General features: G+C 60.2%; 24 protein-coding genes. 9 read left to right on the forward strand and 15 right to left on the reverse strand.

Going from position 1 to position 24,832, the window contains the following annotated elements:
* Positions 1-115: 115 nt before the first annotated feature.
* The 4 genes from pgsA to NUV89_RS15510 form a co-directional block, all read right to left on the reverse strand.
* Positions 116-676, reverse strand: a complete 561-nt coding sequence (gene pgsA / locus NUV89_RS15495; protein WP_003232771.1) for a CDP-diacylglycerol--glycerol-3-phosphate 3-phosphatidyltransferase — start codon at positions 674-676, stop codon at positions 116-118.
* A gap of 32 nt (positions 677-708) precedes the next feature.
* The gene (gene uvrC, locus NUV89_RS15500) at positions 709-2,532 is read right to left on the reverse strand and encodes an excinuclease ABC subunit UvrC (protein ID WP_257782005.1); all 1,824 of its coding nucleotides are present in this window, start codon (positions 2,530-2,532) and stop codon (positions 709-711) included.
* 1 nt (position 2,533) lies between these two features.
* Positions 2,534-3,175, reverse strand: a complete 642-nt coding sequence (uvrY, locus tag NUV89_RS15505; protein ID WP_026136871.1) for a UvrY/SirA/GacA family response regulator transcription factor — start codon at positions 3,173-3,175, stop codon at positions 2,534-2,536.
* 151 nt (positions 3,176-3,326) lie between these two features.
* A complete protein-coding gene (locus NUV89_RS15510) occupies positions 3,327-3,692 on the reverse strand; it encodes a helix-turn-helix domain-containing protein (RefSeq protein WP_257782006.1) in 366 nt (121 codons plus the stop codon).
* A gap of 82 nt (positions 3,693-3,774) precedes the next feature.
* Here NUV89_RS15510 and NUV89_RS15515 point away from each other — a divergent pair, with 82 nt between their 5' ends.
* Complete coding sequence (locus NUV89_RS15515; RefSeq protein WP_017737468.1) at positions 3,775-4,014, forward strand: DNA-binding protein; 240 nt, start codon at positions 3,775-3,777, stop codon at positions 4,012-4,014.
* Between the two features lie 34 nt (positions 4,015-4,048).
* Here NUV89_RS15515 and NUV89_RS15520 read toward each other — a convergent pair whose 3' ends face one another.
* Together NUV89_RS15520 and NUV89_RS15525 are read right to left on the reverse strand one after the other, a co-directional pair.
* Positions 4,049-4,480, reverse strand: a complete 432-nt coding sequence (locus tag NUV89_RS15520; RefSeq protein WP_257782007.1) for a GNAT family N-acetyltransferase — start codon at positions 4,478-4,480, stop codon at positions 4,049-4,051.
* Complete coding sequence (locus NUV89_RS15525; RefSeq protein WP_257782008.1) at positions 4,481-5,230, reverse strand: carbon-nitrogen hydrolase family protein; 750 nt, start codon at positions 5,228-5,230, stop codon at positions 4,481-4,483.
* 610 nt (positions 5,231-5,840) lie between these two features.
* Here NUV89_RS15525 and NUV89_RS15530 point away from each other — a divergent pair.
* Complete coding sequence (locus NUV89_RS15530) at positions 5,841-6,908, forward strand: 3-deoxy-7-phosphoheptulonate synthase (protein ID WP_257782009.1); 1,068 nt, start codon at positions 5,841-5,843, stop codon at positions 6,906-6,908.
* A 168-nt stretch (positions 6,909-7,076) separates the two neighbouring features.
* Complete coding sequence (gene dkgB / locus NUV89_RS15535) at positions 7,077-7,895, forward strand: 2,5-didehydrogluconate reductase DkgB (RefSeq protein ID WP_257782010.1); 819 nt, start codon at positions 7,077-7,079, stop codon at positions 7,893-7,895.
* Here dkgB and NUV89_RS15540 read toward each other — a convergent pair.
* From NUV89_RS15540 to NUV89_RS15570, 7 genes are all read right to left on the reverse strand, one after another.
* On the reverse strand, positions 7,892-8,314 hold the full coding sequence (locus NUV89_RS15540; protein WP_257782011.1) for a chemotaxis protein CheY: 423 nt from the start codon (positions 8,312-8,314) through the stop codon (positions 7,892-7,894). The genes dkgB and NUV89_RS15540 overlap by 4 nt on opposite strands.
* A 124-nt stretch (positions 8,315-8,438) precedes the next feature.
* A complete protein-coding gene (locus NUV89_RS15545) occupies positions 8,439-12,056 on the reverse strand; it encodes a transporter substrate-binding domain-containing protein (protein ID WP_257782012.1) in 3,618 nt (1,205 codons plus the stop codon).
* A gap of 1 nt (position 12,057) precedes the next feature.
* Positions 12,058-12,684 carry a response regulator transcription factor gene (locus NUV89_RS15550; RefSeq protein WP_257782013.1) on the reverse strand — a complete coding sequence of 209 codons (627 nt, stop codon included), beginning with the start codon at positions 12,682-12,684 and terminating at the stop codon, positions 12,058-12,060.
* A gap of 296 nt (positions 12,685-12,980) precedes the next feature.
* Positions 12,981-13,697, reverse strand: coding sequence for an MgtC/SapB family protein (locus NUV89_RS15555; RefSeq protein ID WP_257782014.1), 717 nt, complete (start codon positions 13,695-13,697; stop codon positions 12,981-12,983).
* A 416-nt stretch (positions 13,698-14,113) separates the two neighbouring features.
* Positions 14,114-14,704 carry a GNAT family N-acetyltransferase gene (locus tag NUV89_RS15560; RefSeq protein ID WP_257782015.1) on the reverse strand — a complete coding sequence of 197 codons (591 nt, stop codon included), beginning with the start codon at positions 14,702-14,704 and terminating at the stop codon, positions 14,114-14,116.
* Between the two features lie 12 nt (positions 14,705-14,716).
* Complete coding sequence (locus NUV89_RS15565; RefSeq protein WP_257782016.1) at positions 14,717-15,061, reverse strand: FKBP-type peptidyl-prolyl cis-trans isomerase; 345 nt, start codon at positions 15,059-15,061, stop codon at positions 14,717-14,719.
* A gap of 96 nt (positions 15,062-15,157) precedes the next feature.
* Positions 15,158-15,886 carry a hypothetical protein gene (locus NUV89_RS15570; RefSeq protein WP_257782017.1) on the reverse strand — a complete coding sequence of 243 codons (729 nt, stop codon included), beginning with the start codon at positions 15,884-15,886 and terminating at the stop codon, positions 15,158-15,160.
* Positions 15,887-16,101: 215 nt separating this feature from the next.
* On the opposite strand from NUV89_RS15570, the gene NUV89_RS15575 reads away from it, so the two are divergent.
* Both NUV89_RS15575 and NUV89_RS15580 read left to right on the forward strand, forming a co-directional pair.
* Entirely contained in the window at positions 16,102-17,592 is a 1,491-nt protein-coding gene (locus NUV89_RS15575; protein ID WP_257782018.1) for a helix-turn-helix transcriptional regulator, read from the forward strand.
* 109 nt (positions 17,593-17,701) lie between these two features.
* Complete coding sequence (locus NUV89_RS15580) at positions 17,702-17,974, forward strand: DUF1652 domain-containing protein (protein WP_257782019.1); 273 nt, start codon at positions 17,702-17,704, stop codon at positions 17,972-17,974.
* On the opposite strand, the gene NUV89_RS15585 is transcribed toward NUV89_RS15580, so the two are convergent.
* Positions 17,937-19,130: an MFS transporter gene (locus NUV89_RS15585; RefSeq protein ID WP_257782020.1), complete on the reverse strand. Its 1,194-nt coding sequence runs from the start codon at positions 19,128-19,130 to the stop codon at positions 17,937-17,939. The genes NUV89_RS15580 and NUV89_RS15585 overlap by 38 nt on opposite strands.
* 76 nt (positions 19,131-19,206) lie before the next feature.
* Positions 19,207-19,515, reverse strand: coding sequence for an RcnB family protein (locus NUV89_RS15590; protein ID WP_257782021.1), 309 nt, complete (start codon positions 19,513-19,515; stop codon positions 19,207-19,209).
* Between the two features lie 162 nt (positions 19,516-19,677).
* Between NUV89_RS15590 and NUV89_RS15595 the strand changes: the two genes are divergently transcribed.
* From NUV89_RS15595 to NUV89_RS15610, 4 genes are all read left to right on the forward strand, one after another.
* Positions 19,678-20,235, forward strand: coding sequence for a helix-turn-helix domain-containing protein (locus tag NUV89_RS15595; RefSeq protein ID WP_257782022.1), 558 nt, complete (start codon positions 19,678-19,680; stop codon positions 20,233-20,235).
* Positions 20,236-20,246: 11 nt separating this feature from the next.
* On the forward strand, positions 20,247-21,593 hold the full coding sequence (locus NUV89_RS15600) for a glutamine synthetase family protein (protein ID WP_257782023.1): 1,347 nt from the start codon (positions 20,247-20,249) through the stop codon (positions 21,591-21,593).
* A 21-nt stretch (positions 21,594-21,614) separates the two neighbouring features.
* Positions 21,615-22,715 (forward strand): DNA alkylation repair protein, encoded by a 1,101-nt coding sequence (locus tag NUV89_RS15605; protein WP_257782024.1) that lies wholly within the window; start codon positions 21,615-21,617, stop codon positions 22,713-22,715.
* Positions 22,716-22,862: 147 nt separating this feature from the next.
* On the forward strand, positions 22,863-24,722 hold the full coding sequence (locus NUV89_RS15610; RefSeq protein WP_257782025.1) for a DUF3857 and transglutaminase domain-containing protein: 1,860 nt from the start codon (positions 22,863-22,865) through the stop codon (positions 24,720-24,722).
* Positions 24,723-24,832 lie beyond the last annotated feature (110 nt).

A 24,832-nucleotide genomic window follows, 5' to 3' on the forward strand; every position in this document is an offset into this window, starting at 1 on the left:
AACTCGCGACCCCGACCTTGGCAAGGTCGTGCTCTACCAACTGAGCTATTCCCGCTTGGTGATGCGCATTCTATACAAATCTCGTAACCGGTCAACCCTTTGATTCAAAAAAGTTTTATTTCTTTTCAACGGTGGTGCGCAGATGAGGCCAGGCGGCGCGCAGGTACTGGAGCATGGACCACAGCGTCAGGCCAGCCGCGATCAGCAGCAAGGCGTAGCCAGTCAGGACCCAGAACGAGAAGTCCGAAGGGTTGGCCAGCAGGATCACCAGCGCGAGCATCTGCGCAGCGGTTTTCCACTTGCCCATGTTGGACACGGCCACGTGGGCGCGGGCGCCGATTTCGGCCATCCATTCGCGCAGGGCCGAGACGACGATCTCGCGACCAATAATCACGGCGGCTGGCAAGGTCAGCCACAGGTTGCCGTGTTCCTGCACCAGCAGGACCAGGGCCACGGCCACCATAAGCTTGTCGGCCACGGGGTCGAGGAACGCACCGAAGGGCGTGCTCTGTTCCAGGCGGCGGGCCAGGTAGCCGTCAAGCCAGTCGGTGGCGGCCGCAAAGGCGAATACCGAACTGGAGGCGGCATAGCTCCATTCGTACGGCAAATAGAACAACAGAATGAAAATCGGAATAAGCAGGACGCGTAGAACGGTGATCAGATTAGGGATATTCATCGGCACAACTGGCTACGAGGTGGAAAGGCATTCTATTCGCTGTGCAGGTTTGCATAAATCAGCTCAGCGAGCTTTTTACTGATACCGGGTGCTTTGGCTATTTCGTCAATGCTGGCACGGGATAGCTCCTGCAAGCCACCAAAATGTTTAAGCAAGTCACGACGTCGCGTCGGGCCAACCCCTGCCACCCCTTCCAGGGTTGAGGTTCGTCGGGTTTTGCCGCGACGAGCGCGGTGGCCGGTAATTGCAAAACGGTGGGCTTCGTCGCGGATCTGTTGAATCAGGTGCAGTGCGGGTGAGTCCCCCTTCAAAGTGAACTCATGGGCGGCATCATTCAAGTACAACGTTTCGAAGCCGGCCTTGCGCGTGGCGCCCTTGGCGACGCCGAGGAGGATCAGGTCGGGCACCGCCAGCTCGTTGAGCACGTCACGGGCCATGGACAGCTGACCCTTGCCGCCGTCCACCAGGAGGATATCCGGCAACTTGCCCTCGCCGTCCTTCAACTTGCTGAAACGCCGCGTCAGGGCCTGGTGCATGGCGGCGTAGTCGTCGCCGGCGGTGACGCCTTCGATGTTGTAGCGCCGGTAGTCGGACTTGATCGGCCCTTCCGGCCCGAACACCACGCAGGAGGCCACGGTGGCCTCGCCGCTGGAGTGGCTGATGTCGTAGCACTCCAGGCGCTGCGGCGGTTCGTCCAGGTTGAGGACTTCGGCCAGGGCGTCGAAGCGTGCGGCGACGTGCTGTCGATTGGCCAGGCGTGCGCTCAGGGCTTGCTCGGCGTTGGTCACCGCCAATGTTTGCCAGCGGGCACGGGTGCCGCGCACGCGGTGGCTGATGTCCAGCTCGCGGCCGCGCAGTTCGTGGATCGCCGCGATCAGTGTGGGGAAGTCTTCGTGTACCACGTTGACGATCAGCTCGGACGGCAAGTCGCGCTCAGGGCTGCTGACGTAGTACTGCCCGAGGAAGGCAGCCATGACTTCGGCCACATCTTCATCGATACCGGTCTGCGGGAAGAAATTCTTGCTGCCCAGCACCCGACCGCCACGCACGCTAATCAGGTGCACACAGGCGCCGCCCGGGTTGACGAACGCGGCGATCACATCGACGTCGCCCGTGCCGCCTTCCATGCTCTGCTGGTCCTGCACACGGCGCAGCAGGGAGATCTGGTCGCGCAGTTCGGCGGCGCGCTCGAAATCCAGGGTGCTGGCGGCCTGTTCCATGGCGGCGGAGAGTTCATCGGTGAGCGCATTGCTGCGCCCTTCGAGGAACATCACCGAATGGCGCACATCTTCGGCGTACTCGGCGGGCTCAACCAGGCCCACGCACGGCGCCTTGCAGCGCTTGATCTGGTATTGCAGGCACGGCCGGGTGCGGTTCTTGTAGAAGCTGTCTTCGCACTGGCGCACAAAAAAGGTCTTTTGCAGCAGGCTCAGGCTTTCGCGGATCGCGCCGGCGCTGGGATACGGGCCGAAGTACTTGCCCTTCTGTTTCTTCGCCCCCCGGTGAATGCTCAGGCGCGGGAAGTGGCCGTCAGACAAAAACACGTAGGGGTAGGACTTATCGTCGCGCAGCAGGATGTTGTAGGGCGGTCGCCACTCCTTGATAAGCGTCTGCTCAAGCAGCAGCGCTTCGGTCTCGTTGGCGGTGATGGTGGTTTCGACCTGAGCGATGCGCGCAACCAATGCCGCCGTCTTGGGCGCAAGGCCGCTCTTGCGAAAATAACTCGCCAGGCGGTTCTTCAGGTTCTTGGCTTTACCGACGTAAAGCAGGCGTGCCTCGCTGTCGAACATGCGGTACACGCCAGGGCGGCCACTGCAGGTTGAGAGAAAGGCACTCGGATCAAACGGCGTGGTCATGTCAGGCGCTGGCGTCCACCATGCCGTGGCGCACCGCGAGCAGGGTCAGTTCAACATCACTGCTGATGGTGAGTTTCTCGAAGATGCGATAGCGGTAGGTGTTGACGGTCTTGGGCGACAGGCACAGCTTGTCCGAGATCGTCTGCACCTTCTGGCAGCCGACGATCATCAACGCAATCTGGATTTCCCGCTCCGACAACGCATCAAACGGTGAGTCGCTGACGGGCTGGAAGGACTTGATCGCCAACTGCTGGGCAATCTGCGGGCTGATGTAGCGCTGGCCAGCAAACACCAGGCGAATGGCTTGCACCATCTCGGCCAGGCCTGCGCCCTTGGTCAGGTAACCCGCCGCCCCGGCCTGTAGCAGGCGGGTCGGGAACGGATCTTCCTCGCACACCGTCACCACCACGACCTTGATGTCCGGGTGGCTGCGCAACAACTTGGTCGTTGCGCCAAGACCGCCGATCCCCGGCATCTTGACGTCCATCAACACCACATCGGGTTTCAACTCCCGCGCCTTGATAAGGGACTCTTCCCCGGACTCAGCCTGGCCGACTACTTGCAGGCCATCGATGTCAGCCAGCATTCGTGTAATGCCTGTACGAACGAGATCATGGTCATCGACTACTAGCACCCTAATCAAGCAGACACCTCGCGATATGGTCTTATAGGTTGCTGAACACCTTAGCAAAAAACCAAGGCGCAGACCTAGCTGCAAGCGTCATATATATAGAGTTTGAACGCACCTAACTCGCCCGCCGAGTGGCGGGCGACCGAGTTTGCGGGGAAAAACGTCAGGAATCCTGGGGCTGCGACTTGGCTTTACCATTCACCGAAGATGAATGTTCCGCCAGGGTTGACGTCAGGCGGCGGATCGCATCCTGGTCTTCCTTGAACATAGCCCGGTAATCGCCCAATACTTTCTCTTCAATCTGGCTCAAGTGTTCCAATTGAATCGGCGTGGCATTCCCGGTCAACACGTACAGGATATCCACACCTCTTTCGGCGACACGAGACAAGTAGTCCGCTTTAGGCGCACGCCCTCCACTTTCATATTTACCTTGTGCGTTGGCTTCGACGCCTCCTATCTCACCAAAAACTTTTTGCGACAGGCCAAGTCGCTCTCTTTCTTGCCTCAAACGCGAACCGATTCCACTCATTTGGATGTATGATCCTATTTGGCACACCCCAAGAGGTGACACACTCATCTCTTTGTTAAACGAACTTGAACGGTTTTGAACTATGCCCGGAATCCGTACTGCTGCACAAGCCAAGGCCTGGCTGGAACATCAAGGAAAGTCAGTTCAAGCGTTCGCCCGTGAACATGGCGTTGATCCGGCAACCACCTATCAAGTGCTCGCTGGGCGCAAAAAGGGACGGCGTGGTGAGGCCCATAAGGTAGCGGTCCTTTTGGGCATGAAAGAAGGGATCATCCTTTCTGAGGCTGATGGCCAAAACAACGATCAGGAAGTCGTCTCCTGAAGGCAGTATGCGCTTATTAGGATTTGGCGCAGGTTTAGCTTGAGGGGCAAACGCGCTCCATGCGCCAGAAGCAATCTTCCTCCCCGACGATGTTCAGCCCCATGCGCTGATAGAGGCGTTTCGCCGGGTTGGTCTTGAATACGGTCAAGCGCAACAAGCCCTGGGCGCATGCCTTGAGCGCCATCTGTTCCAATACCCAACTGCCTGCGCCTTGCGCGCGACAGCCTTCGAGCAAATGCAGTTCGCGGATATACAACGCCCGGCTGTCACGACTCAGGCTGACAAAACCCAAGACACTGTCGTCACGGCAGATCAGCCAGTTTTCACGACCGGCCCAGGCGGTATCAAAACCATCGTTGGACCACAGCAGCCCGTACTGCGTGTAATAGTCGCGCATGGCCTCGTGGGTCAGTGTGCGTGCGAATGCCAGGTCGCGATCCGTCGCGGCGCGCAGGTGGAATGCCATTTACAGAGCCATCACTTGGCCAGACCACTGCCCGCTTTCGCGGCGGGCGATGACCAACGCGTCTCCCACAACGGGCGCGGCAGCCAGTAAACGGCCATCATCGGCCCAGATCGCACTGCGGCCGGCGCACACATAGCCGCCGGACGGGCCACCATGATTGGCCATCAACACCAACAGGCCATGCTCGGCGGCGTAGCCCTGCAGCAGGGCACTGTCAGTCGCGTAGCCGCCTTCGCTGATCAACACACCAGCGGCGTACACATTTGCCCGCGCTTCAACAGCAGCAAGCGGATGACTCGCATGGGAAAAGTCTGCACACACCGCCAGCGCAATCCGCTCGCTACCCAACTCGACTATGGCCCCACCCTGCCCTGGGACAAATGCAACGTCTTCACCCGGATGCAGGTGCTGCTTGGTGTACACCGCCAGGGAGCCGTCTGCCGCCAACACCAGCGCGCCGATCAGCACTCCGGCCTCGGGGGCCGAACGGATCGGCATCCCCACCACCGCCGTCAACCGCAACTCCCGCGCCATCTCGCGCAGTGGCGCGAGCACCCCATCCTCCGGGGCGATCGCCAACCTCGCAGACAATGACGGCTCATACCCTGTCAACGACAACTCTGGAAACACCAACAGGTTTACGCCTTGCGCCGCTGCCGCACGCATCAAGGCCAGGTGCCGCCGGATATTGGCCTGCACGTCGCCTGCGATGGAAATGGATTGAGCTGCAGCAAGGGTCAAGGCGGTCATGGTCGCGTCCCGGCAATCACTATTGAAGTGCTACAAGCATATCTCGACCCATAGCGGTAAGTACCGCTACCCAATAGAAATTACTGATTGAATCCTCCTGCGTGCCTCTAGTAAGCTCCCCCCATCATTTGGAGACACACCATGTTGCAACTCACCCACACTCAGGTTTGCCCTGCTGCCAGCGCCCCGCGCTCGGTGCCGGCTACCCGTGTGAGCGGTTCGAGCGCAGCTGTAAGCTTTTATTTTGGGTATTGGTTTAGCCACTGGCGCGCCTGATACCTGAAATCGGCGGCCACTACTCAAGGGGTCGCCTGCCAGAGAAATCTAACCCCCGGTCGGCTCCCCGACCGGGGGTTTTGTTTTTTCAGGCCTTCATACATTTTTGCAAGAACACTCAAGGAATCACGACATGAACTACGCCACCTATTACCGCTACGACACTTGCACTGCATGGCGATTTAGCAAGCTCCGTTCGGGACAGCCTGCCGCCTCCGATCGGTCACCTCTTGGTGGCAAGCCAACACACGTAGCCGATACGGCCAATTGTCGAACACCCCAGTAGGGCCAAGCGTGCGGGACTAACCCGCCGCTTGCCCAGGAAGCCTTGAATATGAACTCTGCCACCGCCGCTCTGCCTCTTTCTGCCCTGAACAGCGCCAATGAAGCCCTGACCCAGCGCCTGCCTAGCTCGCTTGAGCTCAAGCACCAGTTGCCCCTCAGCCCGTTCCTCAACGAGCAGATCCACGCCCATCGCCAAGCCGTGCGCGCCATCCTCAATGGCGAAGACAAGCGTTTGCTGGTGATTGTCGGCCCGTGCTCGATCCACGATCCGGAATCGGCCATGGAATACGCACGCAACCTGAAGAAACTGGCCCTGGAAGTCAGTGACCAGATGCTGCTGGTGATCCGCGCCTATGTCGAAAAACCCCGTACCACCATCGGCTGGAAAGGCCTGGCCTACGACCCGCACCTGGATGGCAGCGATGACATGGCCGCCGGCCTCACCCTGTCCCGTCAATTGATGCGCGAAATGCTGCGCCTGGGCCTGCCGGTTGCCACCGAACTGCTGCAGCCGATGGCCGCCGGCTACTTCGATGACCTGCTCAGTTGGGTCGCGATTGGCGCGCGCACCACCGAGTCGCAGATCCACCGCGAGATGGCCAGCGGCCTGGGCATGCCCGTGGGTTTCAAGAACGGCACCGACGGCGGCGTCGCGATTGCCTGCGATGCGATGCGCTCGGCCGCCCACCCGCACCGTCACTTCGGCGTCGACAGCCAAGGCCATCCGGCGATCATCCAGACCCCGGGCAACCCCGACACCCACTTGGTATTGCGCGGTGGTCACCGTGGGCCGAACTACGATGTGCAAAGCGTCGCGCAGGTGAAACACGACCTGGCCAAATCCAAGGTAGCGACGCGGATCATGGTCGATTGCAGCCATGCCAACAGTGGCAAAGACCCCTTGCGCCAGCCAGCGGTGTTCAACGAGGTGCTGGAGCAGCGCCTGCAAGGCGACACCTCGCTGATCGGCATGATGCTGGAAAGTCACCTGTTCGAAGGCTGCCAGCCGCTGAGCACGTCGATGAAATACGGCGTATCGGTTACCGATGGCTGCCTGGGCTGGGACGCCACCGAGCAGCTGTTGCGCGGCGCCGCAGAACGCTTGCGGGCTAAATGACGGGTTGAGCTCAAGAGGTGGGAGCGGCGGTGCGACGTGCGCCCTCCCACGGGTCCACCAGGGCGATTCGTGATCTGCGGTAAAGAGTCCTTTTCGGACTTGACGGTTTTTCCGAAGGAACGACAGGCGGATACTCAGCGCCATTGTTCAGCCCTTCTGGAGTTACCGATGTCTACCCCCACGCACACCGTTCCGCCCTTCGGCCTCGGCACCTTCCGCTTGCAAGGCAAGGTGGTGATCGACTCCGTGAGCACCGCCCTGGAACTGGGCTACCGCGTCATCGACACCGCGCAGATCTATGACAACGAAGCCGATGTTGGCCAGGCGATCGCCGACAGCGGCATCCCGCGCGACGAGCTGTTCATCACCAGCAAGATCTGGATCGCGCATTTCGCCGAAGGCCAGCTGATCCCCAGCCTGCGCGAAAGCCTGCGCAAATTGCAGACCGATTATCTCGACCTGACCTTGATCCACTGGCCATCGCCGGAAGACCAAGTGCCCGTCGCCGAATTCATGGGCCAGCTGCTCGAAGCCAAGCGCCTGGGCCTGACGCGCCAGATCGGCGTTTCCAACTTCACCAACGACCTGATGAAACAGGCGATTGCCGCAGTGGGCGCAGAACACATCGCCACCCACCAGATCGAACTGCACCCCTACCTGCAAAACCGCAAGGTCGTGGACTTCGCCAGCGCCCACGGCATTCACATCACCTCCTACATGACCCTGGCCTACGGCGAAGTGCTGAAAGATCCCGTGATCCAGCAAATCGCGGAGCGCCACCAGGCCACTGCAGCCCAAGTCACGCTAGCCTGGGCGATGCAACTGGGCTACGCGGTGATCCCGTCGTCCACCCAACGCGCCAACCTGGAAAGCAACCTCAAGGCGCTGCAGCTGACCTTGAGCGCCGCGGATATGGCGCAGATCGCCACCCTGGAGCGTGGCCATCGCCTGACCAGCCCCAAGGGCATCGCGCCACAGTGGGACTAAACCCCGGCGACAGGTGTTCGGGACAACTCCCGCAGCCACGGCAATACCCGTAGGCCGCACGCGGCTTCGGGAGGGTCGATGATATCCATGAAGTGTTCGAGGTTGACGTTGTCCGGCACGCCGGGCAGCCGCACCAGCACCGCCGGCGTGATGCCGGCAGGCTGGCCCAGGTCCAGGTGGTCATAGACCAGCACATGGCGCACCTGGAGCGGGGGCCCGCTGGCCTGGGCGGCCAGCCCTGCATTGATGATAAGCACGTCGAACGGCTCAGCCGGGACAGCGGTCAGGACCTGGGCTTCGTCGAAGGTTTGCACTGGCACGATCCGGTGATACCCCAATTGGTTGAGCATTTTCTCGATGTACAACCGTTGCAGATGTTGCTCGTCGGCAATCAGGATGGTCAGTGCTTTGTTCGGCATGGCAAACCCCTGGGTAGGCAGTGCTCGGCAGTGAGCGCGGACCATTTTCCAGACATATACCGCAGACAAAATCAGGTATGTTCCCTCTTCGCGTAGGAGTTCTCCCAAATCAACTGAGCGGCAATCAGAGTTGATTGCAATAAACGCTCAATGCCTGATGCAGGTCGCTGATCGCTGCGCTTACCCCCTCAATCGCTGGACCCAGCGCCTGCCTGTCCTGTGTCTCACACGCAGCCTCCAGTCCTTCACAACGCTGGATCAGCGCCTGCGCCTTGACCATGCGCGCGCCCCCCTTGGCGCGGTGCGCGAGGTCATGCAGCCTGGCAAAATCAAACGCCTGTTGAGGCAACGACAACCACTCGAGGTCGGCTTTCAGGCTTTCGATCAGCGGGATCAGTAATTCTTTGAGGGCGCCCTGGTCATCCCCGGTCAGTCCGGTCAGTGTGCTCAGATCCAGCATCGGCAGGCTGTCAGCCTGGGCAGCACGCGCGACGCACGAAGCGAGCGCCAACCGCAGGTCGTCAAGGCTGGTGGGCTTGAACAGGCAACCGTCCATACCCGCCTGCCGACAGCGCTCGACCTCCTCCGGCTGGGCATTCGCGGTAAAGCCCAACAACAAGCACGGCACCAGGCCTCGCTCACGCTCTTGGGCGCGGATATCATGCGCCAACTGATAACCGTTCTTCAGCGGCATGTTGCAATCGGTGATGACCACGTCAAAGTGCCCCGCCTGCCAGTATTGCACCCCTTGCAGGCCGTCGTCGGCAGTGGTGATGCGATGCCCCAGGAAGCTCAGTTGTCGGCCCAGCAACAGTCGATTGGCACGGTAGTCGTCCACCACCAGGATATCCAATGCCTGGGACGGCGGAGTCTCCAGCACCACCGATAACGCCTGGGCCGGCAACTCAGCCGTTACCGCCAGCACCATCCGTACATCGACCCGCGTGCCTTGCCCCAGCACACTGCTCAAGTGCAACTGGCCACCGAGCATTTCGCACAGATTGCGGCTGATTACCAGCCCCAGACCCGAGCCACTGCGTGCCGACTGCTCGGTATTGCTTCCCTGGATAAACGGGTTGAACAGCCGTTGCTGGTCCTCCGCACTGATGCCAATGCCGCTGTCTTGCACCCATAACCGCAGCGTCAGCTGGTCTCCTGCCACCCCCCCCTGGGCACCGAGCTGCACCTGCCCGCTGGCGGTGAACTTGATCGCATTGCTCAACAGGTTCGACACGACCTGTTTGAAACGCAGCGGATCGATCAGAACCGTTCGGTCGATCGTTGAATCAAGTTCAACCTGCAGTACCAGGCCCTTGGCCCGTGCCAGCCCGTCAAACACCCGCACGACTGATGCCAACTGCTCTTTCAGGTTCGCCGGCTCCAGGGCCAGGGACAAATGGCCGGATTCGATGCGCGCAATATCAAGAATATCGCCGATGAGCTCCAGCATGCTGCGCGAGGCCACTGACGCCACCTCCAGCGCATCCCGGTCAACCCGCCCCTGTTCGGCGTTCTTCAAGGCCAGTTCGATCATGCCGATCACTGCGTTCATCGGCGTGCGGATCTCATGGCTCATCGTCGCCAGAAAGGTGGTCTTCGCTCGGTTGGCGGCGTCGGCGTCATCCTTGGCGTCTTGCAACTGGCCCAGCAGACGCTGGCGTTCACTGACATCCACCCAGCCTGCAATCATGCCCACCACGCTGTCATCGCCATCACGGTAGGGCAGCATCCATTGGTAGATGGTCAGCACTTCACCACTGGGCACCCGGAGTATGCGGTCCTGAATCTGCGGCTCGCCCCGCGCCATCAACCGCATGTAGTCATCATGAAAAGACTGGGCCTGAGGCGGGTTGCCGGTGTCGGTTTCCATCACCGTCTTGCCGATCACATCCTCCAGCTTGAAACCGAACACATCGAGGTAGGCGTTGTTGCAGGCCATCAAGCGGCCCTGGCGGTCACGCACATAAATCGGGTGGGGTGTGCCATCGATCAGCACACTCATGAAACGCATCTGGTCGCTCAAGGCACGCTCGGCCTGAACCCGCGTACGAATCAGGCGGCGCAGGTAAATGGCCCAGCCCAGGGTTGCCAGCAGCAATAACGCGGCCAGGGCGAAGCCTTGAACGATTGCCGTGCGATGGCGCAACCAGTAGCTGTCGCCGATGATCACTTCGCTGCGCCAGTGGTTGGTCAGCTCGTCCATTTCTTCCGGCGTGATACTCAACAGTGCCTTGTCGAGGATTGAATACAGCTCCAACTGGCTGCGATTGATACCAAAGGTGATGCGCGCGGGCTCAGTACCCACCGTGCTGGTCATACGCAGCCGATCACGATAGTGGCGCGCGATCATGAAGCGCGCACTGATCAGCGAAACGACGGTGGCATCGACACTGCTTTTGGCCACCAACTCCATGGCTTGTTCAGGGTTTTCCACATAGACCAACTCGATACCGGGGTAGTCCTTGGCAATTTGCGCAGCGAGGCTGTTGCCGCCGATAAACGCCATGCGTTTGCGCGGCAAATCCTCAAGGGTGACCACGCTGCTATCATCGGCGCGTACCACCAGCACGTAGGGGTTGGACAAGTAAGGTCGGGTAAAGCGCAACTTATCGGAGCGTTCGACGCTAGGGGTGATTACCGCCATCATGTCAGCCTGGCCGGCGCTGACCTCGTCGATTTGCCGCGACAGCGAGCTGCCCCGCTCCACCTCGAACTTCAAGCCAGTGCGCAAGCTGATCCGCGACAGGACCTCGGCACTCAAGCCTTCGAACTGCCCGCTCTCGTTGAAAAAAGACAGTGGGACGAACTTGTCGAGTACCGCCACCTTCACCCGCGGATGCTTCTCCAGCCAGCGCTGCTCACTGTCGCTCAAGCGCAACCGCTCAGCCCCCAGGACACCCCCGCCACCGGCGCTCCAGCGGCGCAGGATTTCCATCTGCTGCACGGCCGGGACAGCGGCCAGTGCAACATTGATGATGTTCAGCAATCGCTTGTTATCCCTGGCGAGGGCAAACCCGAACGGGTTGTTCTCCAGGGCGGAGAAATCCGCCATGCGGACGTTATTGAGATGATTCTTGTTGATGAGGTAGCGGGTGCTGATGGTGTCACCCAGGTAGACATCAGCCTGGCCGAATGACACTGCGCCGATAGCCTCGTGAGTCGAGCCATACAACTGCAAGTGCGCGCGGGGGTAAAACGCCTGGACGGCATCGGGCTGCATGTAATGGTAGAGCATCGCCACGCGCTTTCCCGCCAAATCGACCGGCAACGACTGGCTGTCGCCTGAGCGGGTCACGAGGGCCGGTTGATCGTTGGCGTAGGAGCGTGACAGCACCAACTGTGCATCGGCCGCCTCATAACCATTGGCCGACCCTACGAAATCCAGCGCACCTGACTTGAGCGCCTCGATCACTTCATCACGGGTGTCATAGCGCCTGACTTCGATCGTGACATTCAGTATCTGTGCGATCAGCGCCGCATAATCGGCGGAGATGCCTTCAAGTTCGTCATTGTTGTTACTCAGGTCGAACGGCGCGTAGTCAGGGGCCGACACCCCCATCACCAAGGTGCGCCGTTCTCGCAGCCAGCGCCAGTCCGCTTCATCCAGTTGCACTGCGGTTTTTTCAAGACTGGAATGGCCCAGCAGCCGCAGCACATGAGGTTCATCCAGCGCCATTGCCACCCAAGGCAAAGAACCCATCAGCAGGATGGCAGTGAATTTCACCAGCCGATGGGTGGCCATTTCAGATCAGATGGTTACGCTGGGCGAATTTAGACAAATGCACCACCGAGGACATGCGCAGCTTCTCCTTGAGGCGTGTCTTGTAGGTACTGATGGTCTTGTGGCTCAGCAGCATATCTTCGGCGATTTCCTTGTTACCCAGGCCCAGGGCCAGCTTTTGCAACACCGTCAACTCGCGATCCGAAAGCCCCTCCACCAACTCAAGCTCGGTGGTTTGCAAATCATCGCGGCGTACCGAACTGGTCGGCAGGCTGGGAAAGCAGCTGTAGTTGGACATTACCGCCTTGATCGCTTTTTGCAGTTCGTCCAACTCACCGGTCTTGGCGACAAAGCCCATGGCTCCGGCGCGCATGCAGCGAGTGGAAAAAAACACTGCCAGGTAGGACGTGAGCACCAGGATCTTGCACGGCAAGCCCAACGCTTTTATTCGGCTGATGACTTCCAAGCCGCCAAGCTTGGGCATCGCCAGATCGAGGATAACCAGATCCGGGCGCTCCTCGCGCGCAATTTGCATGGCGTCAGCACCATTCCCTGCTTCATAAATCTTATCGAAGCCTTCCTGCTTCAAGAGATAACGGACCGTGGCGCGAATAAACGGGTGATCATCGACAATTAAAGCTTTGCTCATAAAACCCACCTGAGAACACAAAGTAACCTGACACATCACGCGGGACCGAGGCACCTGTGAGAAATGACAGTTCCGACAAACGGCACTGCACGTCATCAAGACACTCGCCAGGCTCAACCCGGCCCCTCCAATTGAACACCACCACTGCCAGCTGAAGCCGCGCCCTTGTTATGGGGCAGCCGCAAGCGCGCAACTTTAACAACGGCGAGGTGTTTAAATTGAAGGGATAGTCCTGATTACATGTAGGACTTTTCCTCACAAAAGCATAGCCAACCCTGTGCCAGGCATTTGACGTACTACTCTGTGGTACTTGGGCTCCAGAACGCCTGCACTACCAAGGCTGAGGTGGAAATGCGCGCCACCAGTGCGTCCAGCTCGTCACCATCGACAGACGTCACCGCCAGGGTCGCTTCGATCTCCACTTCTTCGCTGCCAAACGGGCGCACATCCACGTCACTGGCGGGATAGTTGCAGCGCGCCAGCTCCGCTTCCAGCAAGGCCAGCGCCGCCTTTTGCTGGGTACGCCGTGCAACGACATAAAGAATGTTGGTGACCTCCGCTGACACCACATCCAACGGCTGACGGTTAATGTTGTTGACGATGGGCCGCAGCAACGTATTGGCCGCCAGCACAAACAAGGTGCCCAGCAACGCCTCGAGAATCAGGTCGGCACCGGCACAGGCCCCCACCGCAGCCGACGCCCAGAGCGTGGCGGCGGTATTGAGACCCCGTACATTGCCTTCTTCGCGCATGATGACCCCGGCACCGAGAAAACCGATACCCGACACCACATACGCAACCACCCGCACTGCGCCTTCCGCGCCGCCCAGGCGGTTGGCCATATCGACGAAAATCGCCGCCCCCACTGCCACCAGCACATTGGTACGCAAACCTGCTGTGCGCTGGCGGTACTGGCGTTCGAAGCCGATCAGGCCGCCGAGGATAAACGCGGCGGACAGGCTGACCAGGGTATCGACCAGGGAATTGAAGTTGATGTTGTTGATGGCTTGCATGAAAAAACTCCATGAGCGCGGCGGCACACTGAAAATGCGCGCCGCGCGGCTTTGCAGAAACGGGAGTTCCAGGCAGCAGGTCACACACCGGGGTTACCCAGGTGGGGGTCAGCGTCGATGAGAGGGATTCAGGCAGGCGCCAGGACGGGCTGCTGCCGGGATGCCGCTTCTCGCTTGCAGGGCGAGACAACGGCATTGGAAGAATGCGCGTTACCTTGCCAAGGCTGTGCCGGTTACCAGGACCGGCCGACTACTGTCGCTCGAACAAGTACCCACTGAGGGTCTCCGCTATTGATGAAAACGGGCGAAGCTTACGCCCCGACTGCGGCAGAGTAAACCGTAGGAAAGTGTCCGTATTGTGAACAGGAAATTTCTTCAGAATGGGTTCAGGAACCACTTTCCTGAACCCAGGCAGTTCAGGGGCGATCCCTAGCCACCAACGCCAGGTAATCCTCGACCTGCCCACCCGCCAACGCCTTGACCTGAATCGACACCCTGTTCACCTGCCGGCCCATCGTGATCCCCTCACGAGTACGCACTTGCACGTACCCAAGCCTGGGCCAGAAGCGTTCGGCCTTGGTATTGCCGATCACCACCGTCAGCCGCAACCAGCGCGCCCCGTGCTCGGCAGCCCACCGCTCAAGGTCCGCATGCAGCCGCTGAGCCAGCCCAGTGCCATGCAAGCGCGCATCCACCAGCAGCAAGCCGATATGCCACACACCGACCGCCAGCAAATCCGCCGCGATGTTCAGCACGGCAACCAACCGGTCTCTGGCATCGCGATAACCCAGCCAGTACATCCGAGTGCAACTCCACCCTGCCGGCAACGCCCCCTGCAACTCTTCACGCGCTTCGGTCGGCGTGGCGGGCTCGCCGTTGACGGCGATGAAGTAATCCGGCGCCTGCTCAAAGAACCGTTGCAATTCGGCTTGATCGCTATCGCCCAACTCAACCACCCGAATGCCTTCAGCGGTGCAACCCGGTAACACCTGTCGATCAACGTCCATGTTCACCCTGCCTCATTCATCCCGCGTCAGCACTTCCAGCAATTCGATCTCAAAGCGCAGATTGCTGCCGGGCTTGATATGCGCGCCCATCGAGCGCTCGCCATACGCCAGGTGCGCCGGCACGAACAGAGTGCGTATGCCGCCCACCTGCATACCCATCAGGCCTTGATCCCAGCCCTTGATGACACGTCCGGTGCCGATGACACACTGGAAGGGTTTGCCGCGTTCCGAGGAGGAGTCGAACACCGTGCCGTCTTCCAGCGTGCCCGTGTATTGGGTGGTAATCAGCGCGCCCTTGACCACGGTTTTACCGTCGCCCAGGCGGATGTCGGTGATCTGGAGTTCGTCGTTGCTCATGAAGGTCTCACAGGATGCGCAAAGGGTGGGGTTTTCCCAGAATCGGGCGGGTTTGGCAACCCCAGGCATCCGTCACTGCAAGGCCTCAGCGCAAAATTAACGCACCCTCGCCCACGATTTTTTCGAAGCCGTTTCCAACGTATGCCTGATGTTGACGCGATCAAACCTGTCGTCATTCAAACCATTCATACCGAGAAAACCGACGCCAATATCCAGTTTTTTTAAAAGCTTTTCTCGACTCAGAATTTCCCGTGCAACATCCCGTGCCTCGGCAGAGAACGTTTTGCTGGTCTTCCTGAACCCAGCTGCCTCTCTCAATTCATTGAAGTTCACATACTCGTCGCCGCCGCCGTACTCATCAAAATACTTGTCTACTTGCTCGATCAGCGCATGGTCACTTATCAAGTCAAACTTACCCGCTTTAATGCAGAGATCGTCCCAACGAATAACCGGGTTACTGTTCTTCCCCCCGGTAAAGAACTCCTCACCGTTGGCATACAGTTGTTCCGCCAGTTTTTCAATCTCAGGCGTCACTCGCAGACCCGCAATGTTAATTCCGGTGATGCGATATTGCAGGTCATCGAAGGTAATGGTGTCCGGGACACGGCCATCGCTCAGTTCGTCGAAATTGAGGATGGCTTGACCGGCAAGCTCGACCATTTGACGCTTGTAGTCGGTGCGTGCATCAACGGGGCTCACCGTGCCAGCCCTCAAAGCACCCACTGTCGGCGTGGCTGGGTCGTTTAACGGTTTAGCGTGCCCTGCGCTTTCGGGGGACGAGTACAACGCCAAGGTGGAATGGGGTTGTTGAATGACATTCATCATGGTTGTTTAGCGCCTGTCGAACAAATATGCCGTTATCCCGCGTCGATCAAAGTCAGCAACTGCCTGAGTCAATAACCCCGATACCCGCAAGTTCCTCCCACTAGTGGCCATGCGCAGAGGAGTGGTTCCAAACCTTACATATTCGCCAAGGAATTACCTGCACTATCCTGAGCTCCAAGTGTCGTACTCCCATGCGCCCAACCGCCGGAGCCCCCATGCCCCAAGATGTCCTCGCCAAAGAAACCAACCGCCGCCAATTGCAGCAGATCATCTCCGGCCTGTCCGACGGGATCATCCTTGCCGAAGTCGACCAGACCATTCTCTGGGCCAATGAAGCCGCACTGAGCATGCACGGTGTTGACAGCGTCGAGGCACTGGGCGCCAACACCCAGGAATACGCCGAACGCTTCGCCCTGCGTTATCGCAACAACCACCCCCTGCTGCTGGAAAGCTACCCCCTGGCCCGTGCGGCAGCGGGCGATGAATTCAGCGACGTGGTGGTAGAAGTCACGCCCACCGACGATGCGCACAGGACCTGGGTCCACCGCTTGCGCAGCCTGGTCATCAGCGACTCACACGGCGAGCCGGAATTGCTGGTGCTGATCCTCAGCGATGCCACCGAGTGGGCCAGCGCCGAGCAGCGCTTCGAAAAAACCTTCAATGCCAACCCCGCACCCGCTGTGATCTGCCGCCTGAGCGACCTGCGCTATATCAAGGTCAACCAGGGCTTCCTGGAGATGACTGGCTACAACCGCGACCAGGTCATCGGCAAATCCGTCTATGAGCTGGACGTGCTGGAACACGCCGAGCGCAAGGACCTGGCCATCCAGCGCCTGGGCGAAGGGGCGACCATCCCGCAGATGCAGGCCGAGCTGAAATTGCCCGCGGGCGGCAGCAAGCTGGTGATCGTCGCCGGCCAGCCGCTGGACATGAACGAGGAAGACTGCATGCTGTTTTCCTTCACCGACCTGGAGCCGCGGCGCAAGGCGGAAATCGCCCTGCGCCAGAGCGAAGAACGCTTCGCCAAGTCATTCCGCCTCACGCCGGTACCGACCCTGGTGTGCAGCGCCGACAACCGCCAGGTGGTGGACGTCAACGAAGCCTTCATGAGCATCACCGGCTATATCAGCGAAGAACTGATCGGCAAAGCCATCGAAGACATCGACTTTATCGACAGCCCCCAGGCGGGTGCGCAGCTGTTTGCCACCCTGGAAAAGTCCGGCAACCTCGACGGTCAGGACCTCAAGGTGCGTAAGAAAGGTAACGAGGTGATCGACTGCGTGGTGTCCGCCGATACCGTAATCATCGAGGACGTGCCCTGCTACCTGCTGGTGCTGATGAACATCACCGAACGCAAACGCTCGGAGCTGGAACTGGTGGCTGCCATCGAGGAAGTGATGCAGGACGCCTCCTGGTTCAGCCAGACGCTGATCGAAAAACTGGCCAACGCCAAAAGCGTCAACAGCCCCAACCTGCCGAACGTCGCCTTTACCGACCTGACCGCCCGCGAGCGCGATGTACTGGGCCTGATCTGCGAAGGCCTGGCCGACAAGGAAATCGCCTCGCGCCTGAAACTGGCACCCAATACCGTGCGCAACCATGTGGCCACGGTGTACTCCAAACTCGGCGTGCACAGCCGCAGCGCGGCCATCGTCTGGGCCCGTGAACGCGGGTTGTTTGCCGGTGAACTGCGGCTTAAAAAGTAGGCGCTTGAAGTGCAAATGCACTAGTACACCTAGTGCGAATTCGCCTTATGGCGCGCGCGGGCAATCAATAACCTTCAGGTGTCGAAGTTCATGCCCTGAAGGAACCTGCATGTTTACCCTCTCTCAACTGCGAAATTGCATCGAAGAAGGCCTGTCGCCGCTGACCTGTGAATTCACCCTGTGCCGGGATGCGTCCCTGACCCTCAAGGTCTACGACCTGGATACCGGCCGGGTGGACCTGGTGGTGACCGGGATCAGCACCAACCGGCTGCAGACCCCGCAAGAAGTGGAAAAGATGGTGGAAGAGTTGCGCTACGAATTGCAGTGCAACACCGTCGGCAAGCTCACGCTGCAGGACTGGCCTTCAGCGACGCCCCAATGAAATAGAACACCCCGCCGCCCACGATAAACGCCCCCAGCATGTAGAACATGTAGTGGGCCGGCAGGCTGGCCAGCACCAGCCCACACAACACCGGCCCCAGGGCCGCACCGAGGTTGGACAGGTTCTGCGCGCCGTAGTACATGCCGCGCAGGTGGTCCGGGGCGATACGGTCGATAAACATGTATTCGGCCGGAAACACGATAATCTCCCCCACTGTAAACACCGCCATCGCCAGCACCCACCACAGCACGCTGGTGGACAGCGCAAAGCCGACCAGCCCCAGCATGAACATGCTCAAGCCGAAAATCAGCCACTGGCTCAGGTGGCGGTGGGAAATGCGTCGGCCAATCACATACTGCAAGGCAATCACCAGCACGGCGTTGGTAGTAAGGACGGCGCTGATGACGGTGTAGGTGTATTCCGCAGTGGTGGTGGTCACCAGGTATTGCGACAGGTAGGCCGTGAACTGGCCGAACACCACTGCACTGAGCAGCCCGCCCAGGGTGAAGCACACCAGTCGGTGATCCTTCAACAGCACGCGGCCAACGGCCACAAACGACACCGGCTTCTGCGTGGCATCAACCGTGGTCAGCGTGCGGTCGCCCCAGCGCCAGTACAGCAGGAAAAACCCTGCACCCAGCAGCGCTGACAGGATAAACGGCAGGCTGATATCGAACTTGGCCACCACCGCGCCGAACGCCGGCCCGACGGCATAGCCAATGTTGGTCAGGGTGTACTTGATGGAAAACACCTCACTGCGTGCCTCTTCCGGCAACAGGCTGGCAAAGCCGGCCTTCACGGCGATGTCGATGACCGCATAAGCGAGGTTTATCAGGATCAGGCAGCTATAGAACGCCCAGATATTCTGCGCCAGTAGCGTACCGATAAAGCCCAGCACAAACAGCACACTCAGGCCGAGCAACAGCCGGTAGCTATTAATGCGGTCGACGAGAAAACCGCCGTACACGCTGAGCAATGAACCGACGATCAATGAACTGCCGATCACCAGGCCGACCTGGGTAATGTCCAGGGCAAAGCTGCGGGTGAGGTAGATAACCAGGTAGGGAAAGGTGATCGCCTTGGCCAGCGTCAGCATCAACGTGGCGGACAGCAACAGGTTCACGGTGCGGGGGTAGTTTCTTATTGTGGCAAGCATCCTGCTCTCTTTTTTCAAGGTAACGCGGCCTCTACAGCCGGCTACCTTAACTCAGGAGCAGGGACAAAATGCAAGGTCATTTCTTGACGGGCGTGATCTCGAGAATGGTGCCGTTGGTGGTCTTGAGCAGCACGAATCTATCGCCAACCCGCGCCCACTGGCTGTCCTGCTCAGGCTGCTTGAGGCCGCGTTTTTTCCAATCACTGACGGCCGATTCCTTACGCATCAGAATATCCGGGGCACGGTCGCCTTCTTTCAGGTCACGGGTGTTGATGTTGGAAGGCTGCACGGTTTCCTGGGGCGTATCAGCGGCCTGCACGACAAAACTGGCGGTGGACAGGCTGGTGGCGACCAACAGGCAGGCAACGAGGGATTTGGCTTTCATGGGTGCTCCTTCAATGAATGGTGCGTACCCAGGTTCCGACCGCTGCTGCACGGGATCATTCAACCCGGATGTTCAAGCCTGCACCCAACCTGTGGCAGATCGCCCATTGCCCGCATGAAATAATTCATGTAATTTTTCATGAAATTATTCGACATAAATTTCATGACCCCACAAGAAGAACTCGCCACCCTCGCCGCGCTGATCCACGATCTGCGCAAGCACAAGAAGCTCACCCTCGCCCAGCTCGCCCAGAAAATCGAGCGTTCGGTGGGTTTCCTGTCCCAGGTGGAGCGCGGCCTGTCACGCCCGACCGTGGCGGACCTGACTGCCATCAGCCACGCCCTCGACGTGCCCACCACCTATTTCTACAGCCAGCCCAAACCCAAGGCCGTGGACTGGATCACCCGCCCCAACGAGCGGCGCACCGTGTATTACGCCAACGGCATCACCGACATCCTTGTGTCGCCAAGCATGAACGGCGCCTTTTCAATGCTCGACAGCCTGCTCGCCCCCGGCGCCAGCAGCGGTGAACAGACCATGAGCGACCGCGCCGAGCAGGCCGGTTTCGTCCTGGAGGGCGAATTGACGCTGTGGGTAGAAGGTGAAACCGATTCCGTCACCCTCGGCCCCGGCGACAGCTTTCACCTGGCCAGTTTCGCCCACTGTCGCTACGCCAACCTGACCGACCTGCCCGCCCGCGTGCTGTGGGTTTACAACTAGGAGCTGCACCCGTGAAAAGCCATTCCTCCACCTTGCTGGCCGAAGTGCGGACCTTTCGCCAGACCCACCCCGACGTGCGTTACGTTGACCTGATCGCCCTGGACATTCCCGGGCATTTCTACGGCAAGCGTTATCCCATCGAAATGCTGGAAAAAGTTGCCGCCGGCAGCCCGCTCAAGCTGCCGCAGAACGCGGTGTTGCTAGGGGTCCAGGGTGGTTTGTTCAAGATTGGCGATTATTGCTTCAACGACGGCGACCCAGACGCCAACCGGCGCCTGGTGCCTGGCACGCTCAAGCCGGTGAACTGGGAATCGCAGCCACTGGGGCAGATGCTGATTACCTCGGACGGCACCGAAGCGCCCATCGAGTTCGAACCCCGCGAAGTGCTGGCCAAGGTGCTGGAACGTTTGCACCACAAAGGCATTCACCCGGTGGTGGCGTTTGAGCTGGAGTTCTACTTGTTCGACAAGAAACTCGCCGACGGCCTGCCGCAATTCGCCCGCGACCCGCTGAGCGATGACGCCGACGACCAACCCAACCTGCATATCGAACGCCTGTCGCGCTTCAGCGAAGTGCTCGACGACATGGCGCAGACGGCCAAGGACCAAGGCATCGACATCACCGTAATTACCGCCGAAATCGGCCCCGGGCAGTTCGAGATCAATTTCGGCCACCTCGACGACGGCCTGCGCGCCGCCGACTGGGCCGCCCTGTTCTGCCGCAGCACCCGTGGCGTCGCGCTGAAACACGGCTACCGCGCCAGCTTCATGGCCAAGCCTTACCTGCAATACCCCGGCAGCGGCATGCATGTGCATGTCAGCCTGTACGACGCTGCCGGCAACAACCTGCTGGCGGCGCACCAGCAACAACCGCTGCGCCACGCCGTGGCCGGTTGCCTGGAACTGCTGCCGCACTGCATGCCGATCTTCTCACCCAACCACAACGCCTTCCGCCGCCTGGGTGGCACGGTCAACGCCGCGACCCGCGCCAGCTGGGGCTTTGAAGACCGCGACGCGTGTGTGCGCATCCCCGACTCCGACCCGCGCAACCTGCGTATCGAACACCGCCTGGCCAGTGCCGACGCCAACCCGTACCTGGTGCTGGCGGCAATCCTCGTCGGCTTGGAGCACGGCCTTGAAGCCAAGCGCGAACCCATCGCCCCACTGAACGACGACCGCAGCAGCGGCACCGATTTCCCCGTGGAAATGCTCGATGCGGTGCGCGCCATGCAACACCAACCCGTATTGCGCGATAAGCTGGGCGCCGAATTTGTCGACGTGTACTGCGAGAACAAACGCCAGGACCACTTGGCGTTCCAGCAAGAGATTCACGCCAGGGAATACCGCTGGTTTCTCTAAATCCCCCCCATGGACTCACCGATGACCGACCAAAGCACCCCGGCCCTGAAAGAAATCTTCAACGTCGAACGCCTGCAACACATCGCCAGCGAGATGAGCGCGGTGTACCCGGCGTTCGACGCCAAGGGTTTTCTCAAGCACGCCAAGGCCGGGCTGGCCGAGTTGTCGGTGCTGCAGCGCATGGCGCGGGTCAGCGAGAGCCTGCACGCGGTGATCCCCCTGGATTACCCACAAACCCTGGAACGGCTGTATGCCCTGGCCCCGCGCCTGAACAGCAGCTTTGTCAGCCTGTTCCTGCCGCACTACGTGGCAAGCTACGGGCTGGATGACTTCGAACGCTCCATGGCCGCGCTGAAGTTTTTCACCACGTTTGGCTCATCCGAATTCGCAATACGGCATTTTTTGCTGCAGGACTTCGAGCGCACCCTGGCGGTGCTGCAAACCTGGTCGCTGGACGCCAACGACCATGTGCGCCGCCTCGCCAGCGAAGGCTCGCGACCGCGCCTGCCGTGGTCCTTTCGCCTGGCCGAGGTGCAGGCCAATCCCCAGCTGTGCGCCTCGATCCTCGACAACCTCAAGGCCGACCCCAGCCTGTACGTGCGCAAGTCGGTGGCCAACCACCTCAATGACATCACCAAGGACCATCCGGACTGGGTCCTCACGCTGATTGAAGGCTGGTCACTGGACAACCCTCACACCGCCTGGATCGCACGCCACGCCCTGCGCAGCCTAATCAAGCAAGGCAACACCCGCGCGCTGACCATCATGGGCGCCGGCGCCAAGGCCGAGGTGAAGATTCATCAGTTGAGCGTGACCCCGGCGGTGATTAACCTGGGCGAGCGGATCAGCTTGTCGTTCAACCTGGAATCCACCGCTGACTCCGCGCAGAAACTGGTGGTGGACTACGCCATCGACTACGTGAAAAGCGCGGGGCACAGTGCGAAAAAGGTGTTCAAGCTCAAGGCGTTTATCCTGGGCGCGGGGGAACGGCAGAGCATTCGGCGCGAGCAACATATTCGTGAACTGACTACCCGCAAGCACTATCCCGGCAAACATGCAGTGCACGTATTGGTCAACGGCGAGCAACTCGCCAGCGCCGAGTTCGAACTGCTAAAACCCTGACATAAATCAATCAAAAGGCTCTATCTCGGGACTTTCAGCCAATTAGATTGTCGAACAATCCTGGCCTTCTCCGTTGCGATCCATTATCATCCGGCGCCTTCTCGCTACCTGTCAGGTAGCTGTTTCAATGTGTCACCCGAGGCGCCCATGTACCGTTTTGCGTTTTACCGTCCTTTGCTTGCCATCAGTCTGGGGCTCGCTGCTCCCTCCGTTTTCGCCGCGCTGCAACCCTTGGCCGAAGCCCCGCTGGCCAGCGACACCGAGCTGCATTGCCACTTCAATCGTGACGCCAGCACCGACTGCACCACCACCTACCACTACACCATCCTCAAGCCCAACGGCCGCGAGATGCTCTCGCGCATCGACTTCGATTACTCCGAAGGCGACACCTTTGAAGTCATCAGCGCGCAATCCACCCAGCCCGGCGCCAAGCCGGTTGCCCTGGCGGCCACGCAGATCGACACGCGCACCGCGCCCAACCCGGACCAGGGTTTCAGCCGCGACAAGCAGACGTCCCTGGCCTTCCCCAACCTGCGCGTCGGCACGCAGGTTCGCTACACGGTGCGCGAGCATCGTCCTGCCAAACCGTTGATGACGCAGTTTCACTACGCCCTCAAGTTCGGCCCCAGTGCGGCCCGTCGCGACCGCTTCAAGGCGCGTTTTACTGCCGAGCGGCCGATCCAGTGGCGCAGTGAGCTGTTCGAGGGTTTCAAGGTGACGCCCTCGGCCAACGGCAAGACCCTGGACGTGGTGCAAAAAGCGCCGACCTTTCTGAATTACATCAACGAATCATCCAACGCCGCGCTGCTGCGCATCCCACGCATCGAAGTGGGCAGCGCCGTGGAGCAACAGGCGTACTTCGGCGATTTCGCCCAGCGCTACAACCAGATCCTCGGTGCCAGCCTGCCGCCACAGAGCGCAGCTGCCGTCGCCGCCGCGCACGACCTGCCGCCCGCCGAACGGGTCGGGGCGTTGATGCAGCACCTTAACGATCACTACCGCTATCTCGGCGATTGGCGTGCCACGGAGCGCGGTTATGTGCCGTTCAACCTGGCGGAAATCGAGCAGCACGGCTATGGCGACTGCAAGGATTTGGCGATCCTGCTGACCGCCATGCTCAAGGCCAGCGGCATCCCCGCCGAAACCGCCTGGGTCAGCCGTGGCGATGTGGTGGAGTCGCTGTTGATCCCCGGTACCAACGCGCCCAACCACGCCATCGTGCGCGCCGACGTGGGCGGCCAGGTCTGGTGGCTGGACCCGACCAACCCGGTGTTTGCCCCGGGCCAGACCATGCCCGATATCCAGGACCGCTGGGTGCTGGTCAACGACGCCCAGGGCCAGGTGCGCAAAGAACATATCCCGCTGGAACGCCCCGAAACCAGCCTGCGCCTGGACAAACAGGTGCACTACGACAAACAAGGCAACGCTGCGATCCAGGCCACCCTCACCTTCAGCCGCCTGCCGCTGATGCAACTGAGCGTCGCCGATCGCCAACAAGGCACCACCGCCACCGACCAGAACATCTGCGCCAACTTCGGCCATGAAATCAGCGACTGCCACGTCAGCCGCGCGGCCAGTGGTTTTGTCGTACACGACGGGTATCGCGTCAACGCAACCATGAACGACCAGCGCGCGCTGGAAAAACTGGCGGATGGCTACGTCTACACCGATGAGTCGCTCAAAGGCCGCTGGGATGCCTTCGTCTACTACCGCCGCCAGGGGCAGCTGGCCGACCTGGACCTGGGCAACCCGGAAACCAATGACTACACCGTCACCCTGAGCGGAGGGCAGATGGAAAAAGCCATCCCCGGCTGCCAGGTGCGCTCGCCGTGGTACGACCTGGACCTTGAAGGCCAGCGCGAAGGCGGCGCATTGCGCTATCACTATCGCCTGACCCAGAAGATGCGCTGGCTGACCCACGATGAAATGGTCAGCGCGGCGTTTGGGAAGATGGTCGAGGAGGCACGGGCGTGTGCGGAGCAGGTGCATCAGGTGGTGAAGCTCTAATACCCACCTGACACACCAAGATCAAACTGTGGGAGCTGGCTTGTGTGGGAGCGGGCTTGCTCGCGAAATCGGAGTGTCAGTCAATACATGTGTGACTGATTCACCGCATT

It is taken from the genome of Pseudomonas sp. 18.1.10, assembly GCF_024655625.1.
In the GTDB taxonomy this organism is placed as follows: domain Bacteria; phylum Pseudomonadota; class Gammaproteobacteria; order Pseudomonadales; family Pseudomonadaceae; genus Aquipseudomonas.